The following is a 17663-nucleotide window of genomic DNA, read 5'->3' as shown; positions in this document are numbered from 1 at the left end:
TAACAACTACCGTTAAACGTCCGTATTCAGGTGTTGCAACAGCTCTTCCAGCGATACGTTTACTCCTTCCAGAGTAATCAGCTGAGTACTTTCAAAGTTCGTACCCTGCCCATCGCGGTCAATCGATACGATGGTATTTTCGCCATCAAACTCGACTGAAACGAAGTTTCCGATGGTGCCGCCCGCTCCATTCAGGCCAATCAACAGCTCGCCAATATCGATCTGATCATCCTGTGCCAGCGAGAAATCAGTCCAGGTATCGGTGCCGTTTCCACCGGTCGCATCGGCATTATCCAGCAGGTTATAGACCACGGTGTCGCCACCGCCACCCAAGGTAAAGGTGTCATCATTCGGCGTACTGTTGACGGTATCCGCATAGTTGCTACCGGTGATCTGCATATTCAGATCGATAGTCAGCGATGCACTGGATGTTGAACCGTCCGTTGCCGTCAGGGTGTAGTCGAATACCTCCTTCTGCGTCATGGTCGACAGATCAATGTTGGCGTCACGCACATAGCTGTAACTGCCATCTGCATTGATGGTTAAGGTGCCGTAGAGGCCATCTACCGTCGCGCTGGTTGCATTGCGGTCGTAAGGGTTCAGTGCGGCAGAGTCTGAGTCGTTGGCATTGCTGATAGCGATCCTGGTACCTACCGAGATCAAACTATCCGCTACACCATCCGCACCCGAGCCGTCGAGGATATTGCCGGTTACCGTGGCTGAAGCGCCGGTATGGAACTCATCCACATGCGTCTCAGTACCTCTTACCGATCCCCTCACCGTTGTCAGCCCCAGTACTGAAGAGCTACCGGTAACGCGCAGTGTGTAGTTGCCTGCTTCCAGATCCAGACCCGAAACGTTAACCGTTGCGGCACCGCCAATAATTCCAGATGGCGCTACGCTGCCGGTACGCACTGAAGTTCCGCTACTGTTAACAATGGCCCACGTTATATTTGTACCGGTTAGTGCAACACCCGTGACGGTGAAGCCCAGCGTAATATTGTGAAGTACCGAATCCGCCTCAACCGTGAAGCCACCGGAACCTGTCGCTGAGTTGGTACCTACTACCGTGGTCCAGCTTGCTGACGCGATATTCGCGAAGTTCTCCACTTCCTGAACGACGGTTGCACTGGTTGCCAAATCAACACTGTCATCAACCGCTTGCAGCGTGCCCGGTTGCAGATCGATGGTCAGCGTTGCCGTACTGGTTGAGCCATTTGGCGTTTTCAGCTCATAGGTGAAGGTTTCATCACCGGTAATACTGCCTGCCGCCAGACCTGCATTCAGCGTATAGGTGTAATTACCCAGCGCATCGATGGTTAGCGTGCCGTACTGACCGGTAATGTTGGTGACACCACTTGCATTAATTCCGGTGCCATCGACTTCACTGACCAACGTGCCGGCCGGTGCGGTATCGCCACCTGCCCCTTCACTATCGCCATCGATCACATTACCCGTCACCGAACTGCCCGTAGTGACATAGCCATGTGTAGTGTCCTGCAAGACATTCAGGGTGAAACCAGTTAACACCGACACGCCATTCGCTGCATTCAACAAGAAGACATAGTCACCTTCCGGCAGAGTCAGCGTCAGCTGGCCTGATGTTCCTGCTACCAATCCGACTTGCAGCCAGTTATTCACAACATCGATCCGCTCGTAATTTCCGCTATCCGGATTGAGCTGATAAATGTTGAGGTTATAGGTTGAGAGTAATGACACTCCTAACGACGATGCCTGGAAGGTAAGCGTACGAGATGTACCCTCTGCTACCGAGAAGGTCGACTGTGCGTCAAGTTCAGCAACCGACAGATTCAGCACATTGCCCAGCCCCACTGTTGCCAGTGTTGCGCCGCTCTGCGATGACGGTCCGTTATTTACCGTTGTCTCTTCCGTTTCAATATCCAGCGTAACGTTATCGTCTACGGCATTAACGCTGTCTGAATCGCTGTCGCTATCGGAATCACTGTCGCTATCAGAATCGCTGTCGGAATCGGAATCGCTGTCGCTATCAGAATCGCTGTCGGAATCAGAGTCGCTGTCGCTATCGGAGTCACTGTCGGAATCGGAATCGCTGTCGCTATCAGAATCGCTGTCGGAGTCAGAATCACTGTCGCTATCAGAATCACTGTCGGAGTCAGAATCGCTGTCGCTATCGGAGTCACTGTCGGAATCAGAGTCGCTGTCGCTATCGGAATCGCTGTCGGAGTCAGAGTCGCTGTCGCTGTCTGAATCGCTGTCGGAATCGGAATCGCTGTCGCTATCGGAGTCACTGTCGGAATCAGAGTCGCTGTCGCTATCGGAGTCACTGTCGGAGTCAGAGTCGCTGTCGCTGTCTGAGTCACTGTCGGAATCGGAATCGCTGTCGCTATCGGAATCGCTATCGGAATCGCTGTCGGAATCGGAGTCGCTGTCGCTATCAGAGTCGCTGTCGGAATCAGAGTCGCTGTCGAAGTCAGAATCGCTGTCGCTGTCTGAATCGCTGTCGCTATCAGAATCGCTGTCGGAATCGGAATCGCTGTCGCTATCAGAGTCGCTGTCGGAATCGGAGTCGCTGTCGGAATCGGAATCGCTGTCGCTATCAGAATCGCTGTCGGAATCGGAATCGCTGTCGCTATCAGAATCGCTGTCGGAATCGGAATCGCTGTCGCTATCAGAGTCGCTGTCGGAATCGGAGTCACTGTCGGAATCAGAGTCGCTGTCGCTATCGGAGTCACTGTCGGAGTCAGAGTCGCTGTCGCTGTCTGAGTCACTGTCGGAATCAGAATCGCTGTCGCTATCGGAATCGCTGTCGGAATCAGAATCGCTGTCGCTATCGGAGTCACTGTCGGAATCAGAATCGCTGTCGCTATCGGAATCACTGTCGGAATCAGAGTCGCTGTCGCTATCGGAGTCACTGTCGGAGTCAGAGTCGCTGTCGCTGTCTGAGTCACTGTCGGAATCGGAATCGCTGTCGCTATCGGAATCGCTGTCGGAATCAGAGTCGCTGTCGCTATCGGAATCGCTGTCGGAATCGGAGTCGCTGTCGCTATCAGAATCACTGTCGGAGTCAGAATCGCTGTCGCTATCGGAGTCACTGTCGGAGTCAGAATCACTGTCGCTATCGGAATCGCTGTCGGAATCGGAGTCGCTGTCGCTATCGGAATCGCTGTCGGAATCGGAATCGCTGTCGCTGTCTGAATCACTGTCGGAATCAGAATCGCTGTCGCTGTCGCTATCGGAATCGCTGTCGCTGTCGCTGTCGGAATCAGAGTCGCTGTCGCTATCGGAATCACTGTCGCTGTCTGAATCGCTGTCGCTATCAGAGTCACTGTCGGAATCAGAATCGCTGTCGCTATCGGAATCACTGTCGGAATCAGAGTCGCTGTCGCTATCGGAATCGCTGTCGGAGTCAGAGTCGCTGTCGCTGTCTGAATCGCTGTCGGAATCAGAATCGCTGTCGCTATCGGAGTCACTGTCGGAATCAGAATCGCTGTCGGAGTCAGAATCGCTGTCGGAGTCAGAATCGCTGTCGCTGTCTGAATCGCTGTCGCTATCAGAATCACTGTCGGAATCGGAGTCACTGTCGGAATCGGAGTCGCTGTCGCTATCAGAGTCACTGTCGGAATCAGAATCGCTGTCGCTATCGGAGTCACTGTCGGAGTCAGAGTCGCTGTCGGAGTCAGAGTCGCTGTCGCTGTCTGAATCGCTGTCGCTATCTGAGTCGCTGTCGGAATCAGAGTCGCTGTCGCTGTCTGAATCGCTGTCGGAATCAGAATCGCTGTCGGAATCAGAGTCGCTGTCGCTGTCTGAGTCGCTGTCGGAATCAGAGTCGCTGTCGCTGTCTGAATCGCTGTCGGAATCAGAATCGCTGTCGGAATCAGAGTCGCTGTCGCTGTCTGAGTCACTGTCGGAGTCAGAATCGCTGTCGCTGTCTGAGTCACTGTCGGAGTCAGAGTCGCTGTCGGAATCACTGTCGCTATCGGAATCGCTGTCGGAATCGGAATCGCTGTCGCTATCGGAGTCACTGTCGCTATCGGAGTCACTGTCGGAGTCAGAGTCGCTGTCGCTGTCTGAGTCACTGTCGGAATCAGAATCGCTGTCGCTATCGGAGTCACTGTCGGAATCGGAATCGCTGTCGCTATCGGAATCGCTGTCGGAATCAGAATCGCTGTCGCTATCGGAGTCACTGTCGGAATCAGAATCACTGTCGCTATCGGAGTCGCTGTCGGAATCAGAATCGCTGTCGGAATCAGAGTCGCTGTCGCTGTCTGAGTCACTGTCGGAGTCAGAATCGCTGTCGCTGTCTGAGTCACTGTCGGAGTCAGAGTCGCTGTCGGAATCAGAATCACTGTCGCTATCAGAATCGCTGTCGCTGTCTGAGTCACTGTCGGAATCAGAATCGCTGTCGGGATCAGAGTCGCTGTCGCTATCGGAGTCACTGTCGGAATCAGAGTCGCTGTCGCTATCGGAATCGCTGTCGGAATCGGAGTCGCTGTCGCTATCAGAGTCGCTGTCGGAATCAGAATCGCTGTCGCTATCGGAGTCACTGTCGGAATCAGAGTCGCTGTCGCTATCGGAATCGCTGTCGGAATCGGAGTCGCTGTCGCTATCGGAATCGCTGTCGGAATCGGAGTCGCTGTCGCTATCAGAGTCGCTGTCGGAATCAGAGTCGCTGTCTGAGTCAGAATCGCTGTCGCTATCGGAGTCACTGTCGGAATCGGAATCGCTGTCGCTGTCTGAATCGCTGTCGCTATCAGAATCACTGTCGCTATCAGAATCACTGTCGCTGTCGGAATCGCTGTCGCTATCAGAATCACTATCGGAGTCAGAGTCGCTGTCGGAATCAGAATCGCTGTCGGAATCAGAGTCGCTGTCGCTATCGGAATCGCTGTCGGAATCAGAATCGCTGTCGCTGTCTGAGTCGCTGTCGGAGTCAGAGTCGCTGTCGCTGTCTGAATCGCTGTCGCTGTCTGAATCGCTGTCGGAATCAGAGTCGCTGTCGGAATCAGAATCGCTGTCGCTGTCTGAGTCGCTGTCGGAATCAGAATCACTGTCGCTATCGGAGTCGCTGTCGGAATCGCTGTCGGAATCGGAGTCACTGTCGGAATCGGAATCGCTGTCGGAATCGGAGTCGCTGTCGCTATCGGAATCGCTGTCGGAGTCAGAATCGCTGTCGCTATCAGAGTCACTGTCGCTATCGGAGTCGCTGTCGCTGTCTGAATCGCTGTCGCTATCAGAGTCGCTGTCGGAATCGGAATCGCTGTCGCTATCGGAGTCACTGTCGGAATCAGAATCGCTGTCGGAATCGGAATCGGAATCGCTGTCGCTATCGGAGTCACTGTCGGAATCGGAGTCGCTGTCGGAGTCAGAGTCGCTGTCGGAATCGGAATCGCTGTCGGAATCAGAATCGCTGTCGCTATCGGAGTCACTGTCGGAATCGGAGTCGCTGTCGGAATCGCTGTCGGAATCGGAGTCGCTGTCGGAATCGGAGTCGCTGTCGCTGTCTGAGTCGCTGTCGGAATCGGAGTCGCTGTCGGAGTCAGAATCGCTATCGCTGTCTGAATCGCTGTCGGAATCAGAGTCGCTGTCGGAATCGGAATCGCTGTCGCTATCTGAGTCGCTGTCGGAGTCAGAGTCGCTGTCGGAATCGGAATCGCTGTCGGAGTCAGAATCGCTGTCGCTATCAGAATCACTGTCGGAATCAGAATCGCTGTCGCTATCAGAGTCGCTGTCGGAATCGGAATCGCTGTCGGAATCGGAATCGCTGTCGCTATCGGAATCACTGTCGGAATCAGAATCGCTGTCGCTGTCTGAGTCGCTGTCGCTGTCTGAATCGCTGTCGCTATCAGAATCGCTGTCGGAATCGGAATCGCTGTCGCTATCAGAGTCGCTGTCGGAATCGGAGTCGCTGTCGCTATCAGAGTCGCTGTCGGAATCGGAATCGCTGTCGCTATCAGAATCGCTGTCGGAATCGGAATCGCTGTCGCTATCAGAGTCGCTGTCGGAATCGGAGTCACTGTCGGAATCGGAATCGCTGTCGCTGTCTGAATCGCTGTCGCTATCAGAATCGCTGTCGGAATCGGAATCGCTGTCGCTATCAGAGTCGCTGTCGGAATCGGAGTCGCTGTCGCTATCAGAGTCGCTGTCGCTATCAGAGTCGCTGTCGGAATCGGAATCGCTGTCGCTGTCTGAGTCGCTGTCGGAATCGGAGTCACTGTCGGAATCGGAATCGCTGTCGGAATCAGAGTCGCTGTCGCTATCGGAGTCACTGTCGGAGTCAGAGTCGCTGTCGCTATCGGAATCGCTGTCGCTGTCTGAATCGCTGTCGCTGTCTGAATCGCTGTCGGAATCAGAGTCGCTGTCGGAATCAGAATCGCTGTCGCTGCCTGAGTCGCTGTCGGAATCAGAATCACTGTCGCTGTCTGAATCGCTGTCGGAATCAGAATCGCTGTCGCTATCGGAATCACTGTCGCTGTCTGAATCGCTGTCGGAATCGGAATCGGAGTCGCTGTCGGAATCTGAGTCGCTGTCGCTATCAGAGTCGCTGTCGCTGTCTGAATCGCTGTCGCTATCAGAATCACTATCGGAGTCAGAGTCGCTGTCGCTATCAGAGTCGCTGTCGGAATCAGAGTCGCTGTCGCTATCGGAATCGCTGTCGGAATCAGAATCGCTGTCGCTGTCTGAGTCGCTGTCGGAATCAGAGTCGCTGTCGCTATCGGAACCGCTGTCGGAATCAGAATCGCTGTCGCTGTCTGAGTCGCTGTCGCTGTCGGAATCAGAGTCGCTGTCGCTGTCTGAGTCGCTGTCGGAATCAGAATCGCTGTCGCTATCGGAATCACTGTCGCTGTCTGAATCGCTGTCGCTATCAGAGTCACTGTCGGAATCGGAATCGCTGTCGCTATCAGAGTCGCTGTCGGAATCGGAGTCGCTGTCGGAATCGGAGTCACTGTCGGAATCGGAATCGCTGTCGCTATCAGAATCGCTGTCGGAGTCAGAGTCGCTGTCGCTATCGGAATCGCTGTCGGAATCGGAGTCACTGTCGGAATCGGAGTCGCTGTCGGAATCGGAGTCACTGTCGGAATCGGAGTCGCTGTCGGAATCGGAGTCACTGTCGGAATCGGAGTCGCTGTCGGAATCGGAGTCACTGTCGGAATCGGAATCGCTGTCGCTATCGGAATCGCTGTCGGAATCGCTGTCGCTATCAGAATCACTGTCGCTATCGGAGTCACTGTCGGAGTCAGAATCGCTGTCGCTATCAGAATCACTATCGCTGTCTGAATCGCTGTCGCTATCTGAGTCGCTGTCGGAATCAGAGTCGCTGTCGCTGTCTGAATCGCTGTCGGAATCAGAATCACTGTCGCTATCAGAGTCGCTGTCGGAATCAGAATCACTGTCGCTATCAGAGTCGCTGTCGCTATCAGAGTCGCTGTCGGAATCGGAGTCAGAATCGCTGTCGCTATCAGAGTCACTGTCGGAATCGGAGTCGCTGTCGCTATCGGAATCGCTGTCGGAATCAGAATCACTGTCGGAATCGGAATCGCTGTCGGAGTCAGAGTCGCTGTCGCTGTCTGAATCGCTGTCGGAATCAGAGTCGCTGTCGCTATCAGAATCACTGTCGCTGTCGGAATCGCTGTCGCTATCAGAGTCGCTGTCGGAGTCAGAATCGCTGTCGCTGTCTGAGTCGCTGTCGCTATCAGAATCGCTGTCGGAATCAGAATCACTGTCGGAATCGGAGTCGCTATCGGAATCGCTGTCGGAGTCAGAATCGCTGTCGCTATCGGAGTCGCTGTCGCTGTCTGAATCGCTGTCGCTATCGGAGTCACTGTCGGAATCGGAGTCGCTGTCGCTATCGGAATCGCTGTCGCTATCAGAGTCACTGTCGCTGTCTGAATCGCTGTCGGAATCGGAGTCGCTGTCGCTGTCTGAGTCGCTGTCGGAATCGGAGTCGCTGTCGCTGTCGGAATCGCTGTCGCTGTCTGAGTCGCTGTCGGAATCGGAATCACTGTCGGAGTCAGAATCACTGTCGCTCTCTGAGTCGCTGTCGGAATCAGAATCGCTGTCGGAGTCAGAATCGCTATCGGAATCGCTGTCAGAATCAGAATCACTGTCCGAGTCTGAATCGTCAATAATTGGCGCTGTTACATTCGCTGCATCAGAAGTATTACTTGCGGCATCAGTCAGTGTAACTGCAAGGATCCCCCCCGCTACCTGGGCCGGACTCAGCGTAACAGAGAAGTTACCGTCATCATCGACTGAACCACTACCGATGATATTACCCTCAGAATCCTCTACAGAAACGGTAGTTCCTGGCTCACCTTTACCGGTCAGTATGGTGCCATCTTCAGAGACATCAAGAGCGGTCGGCGGCAGCGGCGCAGTGGTATCTCCAGCCGTTACTTCAGCCGAAGGTGAGATATTGCCCGCTGCGTCAGTCAGCGTGACGCCCAGCTTTTCACCGTTAGTCTGTGCCGGATTTAGTTCGACCAGGAAGTTGCCAGCGTCGTCGACCGCACCGGTACCGATGATGTTGCCATTAGGATCCCTGACGGTGACAGTAGTACCGGGTTCACCCCGGCCAGTATGCGTAGTGCCGTCTTCAGAAACAAACAGATCGGTTGGCGGCAGCGGTGCGGTGGTATCGTCAGCAACCACTTCAGCAACAGGAGAAATATTGCCTGCCGGATCGGTCAGCGTGACGTCAAGAATTTCGCCGTTAGTCTCAGCCGGATCCAGATCGACTGTGAAGTTACCGTCTTCATCAACCAGGCCGGTGCCGATGGTATTGCCATCCTCATCGGTGACGGTCACGGTAGTGCCAGGCTCGCCGCGTCCACTGAGCGTAGTGCCGTCTTCAGAGACATCCAGATCGGTTGGTGGCAGCGGTGCGGTGGTATCGCCAGCAGTGACTTCAGCGACAGGAGAAATATTGCCCGCCGCATCAGTTAAGGTGACATCGAGTAGTTGACCGTTGGTCTGCGCCGGATTCAGATCGACCGTAAAGTTACCTTCATCATCGACTGTGCCGGTCCCGATGGTATTACCCTCTGCATCGGTGACGGTCACGGTAGTGCCGGGCTCACCGCGGCCGCTAAGCGTTGTGCCGTCTTCAGAGACATCCAAATCGGTTGGAAGCAGCGGTGCGGTGCTGTCACCTGCAGTCACCTCAGCGACCGCCGAAACATTGCCCGCCGCGTCGGTCTGCGTGACATCCAGGATTTCGCCATTGGTTTGCGCCGGATCCAGGTTGACGGTGAAATTACCATCCTCATCAACCGTACCGGTACCAATGATATTGCCCAGGGCATCTCTGACGATAACAGTATCACCTGCTTCGCCTCTGCCGCTTAACGTGGTGCCATCTTCAGACACGCTGAGATCTGTAGGGGCATCTGGTGCATCAGTGTCTGAATCGCTGTCAGAATCAGAATCAGAATCACTGTCGCTGTCGCTGTCGGAGTCAGAATCACTGTCAGAATCACTTTCTGAGTCAGAATCTGAGTCACTCTCCGAGTCAGAGTCGCTATCGGAATCGCTGTTATCCGAATCGCTGTCAGAATCAGAATCGCTGTCAGAGTCAGAATCGCTGTCAGAGTCAGAATCGCTATCAGAGTCGCTGTCGGAGTCGGAATCGCTGTTATCCGAATCACTGTCGGAGTCAGAATCACTGTCCGAATCTGAGTCGCTCTCGGAATCGGAATCGGAATCGGAATCGGAATCGGAATCGGAATCGGAGTCACTGTCGGAGTCAGAATCGCTGTCGTTCGACAGATCGCGTGAATCACCGTCAGAAGAGTTAGCCGCCGCAGCCAAACCGAGAAAACCTAAACCACCGGCTCCAAGGAAGGCCGCAGTGCTGGCACTTGTCTCGGTGCCATAAAGCAGCCCTTCAATGTCAGCGATTGAGGTAAATTCAAAACCCGGTCCCGGATTCTCAATCCACCATAATGCGCCAGTCTGATCCTGTATCACCAGATCGCTGATATTTCCTTCCGCATCAGCGACAAAGAAATTCTGAATAACAACTTTCTCTCCGGACTTGAGAGTGACGACTAAGTTATTTTGATCGCGGGTAAGGGAGGCAATGTCCTCTCTGTTAAGTTGGAGCGTGACGACACTGGGCGAAGTTATACTAACTTCACTTCCATTTATACTGGAGGCTGAACCGCTATCTTTTGCGGTTACCTTGATTTCATTCATATAACTTGCACTCCCTATAAGGGTTAGGCATTCGGTTACGAGTAATCAATCACACCAATAATTTCTGACTGTTCCTCATGTAATAACAGACAAAAAAACGCCGTAAGGCGTCACCAGAGCTCGCGGTTTTATTCGTATTTTTAACAACACCCAGAGATACGTATAAAGCTGCATCACTTTGGATTCATTCCCTATGATCTGACCAGGAAATTAAGTTTCTGCAGTAAATTATCTAATGAAGTAAAAATACAGGAAGGTTAGTTCTTTTCATTCTTTACCTGCACTGTCATCAAATAGTCACTCAGATAAATTTAAAAACACATACGCAAATAAGAAAGACGCTTAATTACGCCTTCCTTGCAGAATTAATAATAATGTTCGTTGATTATTTCATTTAATTATTAGTGCAGTAGTTTAACCATAGCGTCAGCTTTCACAGGCTTCCAGTGATACCCCTGCATCCCCTTAACATCCAGCGCCCGCAGCTGCTCCTCATGCCTTGCGTGCTGAATTCCTTCAACGATGATACCGTCACAAAAAGCATTGAGATGAGAGATTAAGTCGCGAAACGCATTACTTTTTCCATACTGCCAGAAAAAATTCTTCTCAATCTTTACGTATTCAAACTTACCCTTCATCACCATGATTAAGTTTGTGTTACCCGCACCAAAATCATCCAGCCATAGGGGGCAAACTTTTGTCAGTTCTCTTAATAATAGGGATTCATCATTATCAGCATCACGTGAGAAAAAATTACATATTTCAAAACGTAGAAGAGGCATCTGTGCGATTAATTGTTGCAACCTGAAATTATTGGTTATTTCATTGGCGATGACTTTATCAATGTGAACAGATATTTTCGGCAGGGTATTATTCTTTTGATAAATATTATCAAGCAGAGCCAACTGCTGATTAAATATTGACAAACGTTCAGACTGAGAAATCTGCAAAAAACCATTTTCTTTGTCTTGTTTGCAATAAAAAGATCTATTGGATGAGACAAACTTAGTCAAAAGTTCATAGGCAATTAGCGATCCAGAAAAATCACGTATCGGTTCCAGAATGAACTGGTAATTATCATTATTTTCATTCATAGCCCATTACCTTCACACCTGCAAGTACGATTAATACCAGAACCTCAGAAAACTACTTATGAATATTTTCGTTCAAAGTCAGAGCAGGCGAACAGACACACTATTAATTAAACTTTTACAAAATCCTAGCTTACAGAAACAGATATTAAAAATTGGTTAAATCTTCCTTAACTCAAATCATCATAGGTAAAAACTATCAATAAAGAGAAAATTTAGCTTACGTTTGTCAAAATCGTCAGATGACTCTTCTTTATCATTGCATGCACAAAAATCACTTAAGCAATTGTCCAATTAACACCTTGAATGCATGGCTATTTAAGCGATTAGAAGTGAAGTTTTCGTGCATTACCTCCTTATTTCACCGCATAAAACTGGTGATACAACAACCAAATAGTTAATATAAAATTAACAATAAACTTAATGAAAAATTAAGAAAATGCATGTAATTGCATCTAATTGCGGTCAAAAACCCCCTCCAGAAACCCCTGATTCACCTCATTACAGATTTTTCCCGAAAAGGCTTTAACATTAAAAATTATAATAATTACATTAACGAAACTTTCTGTCGTGATGGAGATCACTGCGCAGATGACGTAGAAACCACGAAAAATGAGTGAAGCTCGCGGCAAAAAAGTGACTAATCGCTCAATAAACACTCAAAAAAGCACCCAGAGAAGCAAAAAAAACGCTGAATGTTTTAAGCCCTCTCAGCGATTGATTAAAAAAATAAAACAAAAAAGCACTTATCATTCAAAAAAAACACCATGAGATTGCAACATCAGCAGAAATGTTAACGGCTTGTGAATGGAAGAATTCATCCAAAACCCTTCAGCCATACTGATTAACATCGGATATCTTCATTTAGCATTGCTGTCGTAAAATTCTGACAGAAGGGTGCTACTGGATTATCCCTGCTAAAGTACCCTTTTCCTGTTCTGACGATGTCATGACTATGCAGCCACCCCTCGCTTTGCGCGCAATGATGGTCAGGCGGCTGAATGTGTTGGGTTTGAACACTCTCTCCCCTGCCCACCTGAGGCTGGAAAAGTTGCAGTGCGCATGAATCAGTCGTCCATTGACTTTTCACATCTGATCACCCTATCGGGAGCTGAACACACGCGCACGCAGCGGCGCTGACGATCGGCATACGGTGCAAGCAATGAATGTAATGGGTGGGCTCGATGCAATGCTGGATTGCATTGGTGGTCAGGAAGCATAGACGCTGGCGGAAGCGGTCAATCCTTAGGGTAAATTTATCAGCTATAGCCTGTTGCCCGGCGAACCGATATCTTTCCAGCTGCAGCGCCCGACCGCTAACGTGCTGATTCAGTGCAGATAGCGCAATATCGCGGCCAATCTGACACCAGCAATGATCAAGAACGCGCTGACTAAGTCAGCGCGTTGCTATAAAGGAAGAGAATGCTTCGGCGGATGGAAAACATTACGCCTGGCGTTGTGGCGCTTTGTGCACCAGCGTGTAAGCGTAATCAACACCCATACCGTAAGCACCGCTGTGCTCACGCACTAAATCCATCACCGCGTCATAAGTCTCTTTACGCGCCCAGTCACGCTGGTACTCCAGCAGCACCTGCTGCCACGTCACCGGCACCGCGCCAGCCTGTACCATGCGGTCGATAGAACGCTCATGGGCATCAACGCTGGTGCCGCCTGAAGTATCAGTCACCACGTACACTTCATAGCCCTCTTTCAGCGCCATCAGGGCCGGAAACGTCAGACAGACTTCGGTCCACAAGGCAGAAATAATCAGTTTTTTACGACCGGTTGCCTTTACTGCTTCAACGAACGCCGCGTCTTCCCACGAGTTCATTGAGGTGCGCTCAATCGGTTTCACTTGCGGATGCACCGCCAGCAGTTCCGGCCAGATATAGCCGCTGAAGCTTTCGGTTTCTACTGAGGTGTAAATCACCGGCACGTTAAAAACCTTGCCCGCTTTCGCCAGAGCAACCGTGTTATTTTTAAGCTGCTGCCTGTCGATATTGGCGACGCCGAAAGACATTTGCGGCTGATGGTCGATGAAAATCAGCGCGGAATTCTGTGGATCAAGCAGGTCGAATTTAGACATGATTATTTCCTCTCAGGATATTGTTTTCGGTTAGTGTTGTGCTGCTGGAGATAACAATACGAGAGGAACGTTTTCACAGATAGCGGAAAGAATTTGTCAACTTGTTGAATAATTTTTGTGTCTGCCAACAGCGAGCATCCGCAGCGATATACTGCGGATCCGTCGGTTAACGTATCGGTTCTGCTGCCGTCGCAATAGGTTGCATGGTCTGATTACGCCCGTTACGTTTGGCCTGATAAAGCTGCTTATCCGCCGCCGATATTAACGTATTTACCGTTTCGACACGGCTTTTTTGGGGCCGGATTTCGTTGGCAATACCAATACTGACGGTGATGCTAACGGTATTACCTTGCAGCAGAAACTTACGCATGAAAATGGCAATACGAATCTGCTCGGCTATCCGAAACAGCGCGGTTTGTTCGTGATTAAACAATACCACCATAAACTCTTCACCACCGAAACGGCACAGCATCCCCTGGTCACCAATCACGGTACGCATCCGGCTCGCAATCTCTTGCAGTACTGCATCACCGGAATCGTGACCAAAACTGTCGTTGACCGCTTTAAAATAATCGATATCAACCAGCATTACGCCCGCACTTTGCACATTGGGTTGCCCGCTATCATCTGTTTGACGCAACTGCTCATACAAACCGGAGCGGGAGAGCAAGCGGGTGAGAAAATCATAATTGGCGCGCAACGCCAACTGTTTATTCAACTGCAGAATGGCATCAACACTGACTGCCACAATCAACGGGCTGATGGCGACCGTCGCAATGCCCAGTCGCGCAGAAACCAGCTGACTCAAAGCCAGCAGTTCGTCATTACCCTGAATATTCATTACCCCGTTAACCACCAGCATAATTTCGGCGACGCCAACTATCAGCGTAATCAGACTGGTGACAGCAATCGGATAAACAATCGCACACCAGATCAGCGCCGGCAGGGGAAATGTCAGGCTGCCAGCACCGCCAATCAACGCAGCAGCAATAATTGATGCCAAAACTGCCATAGCAGGTAACAGTTTTTTCAGACGCCAGCACGATAAATTCAGGCTAAAACGTGCTGGCAGGGTCAGCAAGGGAGGTAATAACAGCACTCCCGTCGAGAATTGCTCACTGACCCAGTCACTCCATACCGGTAAAAAGTTCTCACCGACTGTCGCCCCTTCAGCCAGCGTTCCCCACGTGGCGCTTGCCAAAGCCCCCAGCAAACAAGCAGGAAAAATCAGCAGCGCTTTGCCCGGACGGCTCAGTCCGGGAACGGGCTTATTGCGTTTAATCAACAGGCTGGCAACGATGAGAATGAAAATAATATTGGCAAAGTTGATAGTAAAAGATCGGGATGCCCAGCCGGAAAAGACCAAATCATTAAACACCATTGCCAGATAGCAAATTAGATAAGTTCGGCTGCGATGAAGAAAAGGAAAGCGGACGATTATTCCTGCCAGCAATGCATTGACCGGCCAGAACAGTGACAGTTCTGGTGGCAGCCGCAGGTGCCCGCCAATAAAACAGAACAGTACAGTCACGAGAAACACCGTTAAGGCATTGGCCTTATTATTATTTTCATCAAGCAGATTGAATCGCATAGACTCTGATACCCATAACATTCCACTGCTTCAACCTCAATAATGTTTGAGGTTAGCCCTGACACGTTTAATTGAAGTGATTTGTGCCCAGCCAGACGGCTTAAGGCAAAATAATATTCTGTTTATTATTGTCTGGTGAGATTATTCCTGGTTGTATTAATCAGGATGTTATCACAGGAAAACGGCAACGGTTATAACAAAGCGGGTGCTATCTGTACGATGGCACCCGCTTTTAACAGAGGAAGGAATGAGTCTTAATTATTTAACTGCAACTGGCCACTGGCTTAGCTTGATCCCACGGTCATCGGCATTTTCGCTAAAGTCTTTCAGCACAGCTTTTACATCAGGATCGATATACTCCGCATTATCATGATCGACAATTACCACACTATTTTCCGGAATCTCAGCCAGTAAATTTTGCAGTCGGGGATTGTGCATGAAAGTGAGGTTTTGCTGAAAGCGCAGCACGTAATGATCTTCATAACGGGTAAGCTGCAACGCGTTGCGATGGCTCTTATAGACGCTAAACAGAATTTGAGTAGCAATACCGAGGCCAATACCCGCCAACATACCAAAGACGATTATTCCAATAATGGTCGCCATAAATGGTACAAACTGCTGCGACCCCATGCGAAATTGTTCAATAAACAGTCGCGGCGTTGCCAGTTTATATCCGGTATATAACAATACCGCCGCAAGGCTCGCCAGCGGAATCGCATTAAGCAAGCCACTGAAGTACAGCCCACAGACCACCAACAACGCACCATGAAGTAAAATCGACAGTTTACTTTGCGCTCCGGCATTGACGTTGACCGAGCTACGCACAATCACTGCGGTAATCGGTAAGCCGCCAAAAAAACCCGACAGCATATTGCCGACTCCCTGTGCGCGCATCTCCTTATCAGGTGACGGCGAGGGATTTTGTGGACGTAATTTATTCAATGCTTCCTGACTGAGCAAGGTTTCCAGGCTGGCGACCAGCGCCAGCGTTACCGCAACCACATACACCGAAGGATTACGCCATGCCTGCCAGTCCGGACGCTCCAGTTCACTGGTCAGCTGCCCAAGGCTGTCAAACTCTGGCAGTGTAATGCGCGGTAGGCTGCTGACAAATTCCGGATGAATTCCTCCGCCAAACACCGTCGCCATGCAGCCAGCCAGTACCGCAATCAGCGGGCCTGGCACCCAGCTAAGGCCTTTTATTTGTTTTACCCGCGGTGTCGTCCATACCCACAGAATCAATAATCCCGTGGCGGCCACCGCAATAGCCGATGAGGAGAAGATAAAATCTCCGCTGAACAGCGCCGCGAGGCTGCTCTCTTCAGCCGCCCCCAGCGCCACCGGAATCTGCTGCATAATCAGTAAAATACCAATCGCGGCCAGCATCCCTTTAATCACACTTCCCGGCACCAGAGAGATAAAACGTCCGGCGCGGACCACACCAAACAGAAATTGCAGAATACCGGCCAGTATCAGTGCCAGCAGAAAAGCGGAGAACGATCCAAGCGTCTCAATGGCGGCGACCACTATAGTCACCAGCCCGGCTGCCGGTCCGCTGACCGCAAAGCGCGACGGGCTTAATGAAGTAACGATCAACCCGCCAATAACACCGGTTAACAGTCCGACAAACGGCGGTAAACCACTGGCCTGCGCGATGCCCAGACACAGCGGCAAGGCCACCAGAAACACAACGAGACCGGCAGGAAGATCCTGGCGTAGCGTTCTCAGATTCATGGTGAGGATTCCTCGGTAGATTGCTGAATTAACTCGGTAAGATGCCCCGACTGCAGATCATACACGCAGCCATAGACATCCAGCTCAACGCCCTGTTGCCAGGCTTTTCTCACTGCTTCAGTGGCCACCAGCCGGGAGAACTGCGCGATAACATTGGCCTCAACCAGTCTGTTTTGCCGTACGCTTTCTTCGTCCTTATCAGCATGAAAAGCCGCTAAATCGTCTGACAGCGACGACCGCAGTTGCGTAATACGCCGCGCCAGCGGTGAGTTTTCACCCGCCAGCGTGCTATTGGGTAATGCCACCGCCGCCTGCACACCGCCACAACCATAATGACCGCACAGCACGATGCGTGAGACATTGAGATATTCCAGCGCGTATTGCAGCACGCTCATAAAATTGTCATCGTCCTCAATCACCATATTGGCGATATTACGATGCACAAACAGTTCTCCGGAATGCGAGCCTGTCAGTACCTCGGCGGGTACGCGGCTATCAGAGCATCCTATCCATAACGAATGCGGTTTCTGCTGGTGCAGATACTTATCGAAATACTTAGGATTGCGCTGTCGCCGTTGTAATGCCCAACTGCGATTTTTAGCTAACAGGGGTTTAAGCGTCGTCAAAATAATAGTCTCTCTGTGGCAACAATCTGGCCTCTATCTGGCCGAATAAATAAATCTCACAATCGCACTCGCGGAAATAACCCAGCTACTCACGGCAGGAAAACGTCAGGAGAATAATCTTTAACACTTAACAGACTAATAGAGTATTAGGAAATAGACCACAATGACAAATAAAAAATTGAATGTAATTTTACTTAAAGAAAATGTATTCTTTAGTAAATAAGAAAAATGAAACTTGTAATTTATATGCTAATGGGCACACCAAGAAAAATCTTAGTTTTCATTGAGTTAATATTAAAGTTGCATCTTATTTACCTATATTATTAATAACCACACTTCTAATAAGAGTACAATTCAAA

6 protein-coding genes are annotated in these 17663 nt (G+C 50.7%); all 6 read right to left on the bottom strand.

All coding sequences use genetic code 11. The annotated features are described in order from the left end of the window. Nucleotides 1–12 precede the first annotated feature (12 nt). Nucleotides 13–10176 (bottom strand): Ig-like domain-containing protein, encoded by a 10164-nt coding sequence (locus ACP3TC_RS02240; RefSeq protein ID WP_426817428.1) that lies wholly within the window; start codon nucleotides 10174–10176, stop codon nucleotides 13–15. A gap of 401 nt (nucleotides 10177–10577) precedes the next feature. Beyond that, entirely contained in the window at nucleotides 10578–11270 is a 693-nt protein-coding gene (locus ACP3TC_RS02235; RefSeq protein WP_426817427.1) for an EAL domain-containing protein, read from the bottom strand. Nucleotides 11271–12711: 1441 nt separating this feature from the next. Beyond that, complete coding sequence (locus tag ACP3TC_RS02230) at nucleotides 12712–13353, bottom strand: hydrolase (protein ID WP_313853856.1); 642 nt, start codon at nucleotides 13351–13353, stop codon at nucleotides 12712–12714. A gap of 166 nt (nucleotides 13354–13519) precedes the next feature. Continuing rightward, a complete protein-coding gene (locus tag ACP3TC_RS02225; RefSeq protein WP_426817426.1) occupies nucleotides 13520–14944 on the bottom strand; it encodes a diguanylate cyclase in 1425 nt (474 codons plus the stop codon). A gap of 258 nt (nucleotides 14945–15202) precedes the next feature. After that, entirely contained in the window at nucleotides 15203–16678 is a 1476-nt protein-coding gene (locus tag ACP3TC_RS02220) for a SulP family inorganic anion transporter (RefSeq protein ID WP_426817425.1), read from the bottom strand. Continuing rightward, a complete protein-coding gene (locus tag ACP3TC_RS02215; protein WP_426818228.1) occupies nucleotides 16675–17310 on the bottom strand; it encodes a carbonic anhydrase in 636 nt (211 codons plus the stop codon). Before ACP3TC_RS02215 ends, ACP3TC_RS02220 begins: the two co-directional genes overlap by 4 nt. Nucleotides 17311–17663: the final 353 nt, after the last annotated feature.

It is taken from the genome of Winslowiella sp. 2C04, from assembly GCF_050037805.1.
GTDB lineage: Bacteria > Pseudomonadota > Gammaproteobacteria > Enterobacterales > Enterobacteriaceae > Erwinia > Erwinia toletana_A.
This window is presented reverse-complemented; position numbering and strand designations above follow the sequence as displayed.

Excerpts from the sequence above, each read along its gene's own strand:
- ACP3TC_RS02240 (WP_426817428.1), bottom strand. The coding sequence starts at position 10,176 with ATGAATGAAATCAAGGTAACCGCAAAAGATAGCGGTTCAGCCTCCAGT.
- ACP3TC_RS02235 (WP_426817427.1), bottom strand. The coding sequence starts at position 11,270 with ATGAATGAAAATAATGATAATTACCAGTTCATTCTGGAACCGATACGT.
- ACP3TC_RS02230 (WP_313853856.1), bottom strand. The coding sequence starts at position 13,353 with ATGTCTAAATTCGACCTGCTTGATCCACAGAATTCCGCGCTGATTTTC.
- ACP3TC_RS02225 (WP_426817426.1), bottom strand. The coding sequence starts at position 14,944 with ATGCGATTCAATCTGCTTGATGAAAATAATAATAAGGCCAATGCCTTA.
- ACP3TC_RS02220 (WP_426817425.1), bottom strand. The coding sequence starts at position 16,678 with ATGAATCTGAGAACGCTACGCCAGGATCTTCCTGCCGGTCTCGTTGTG.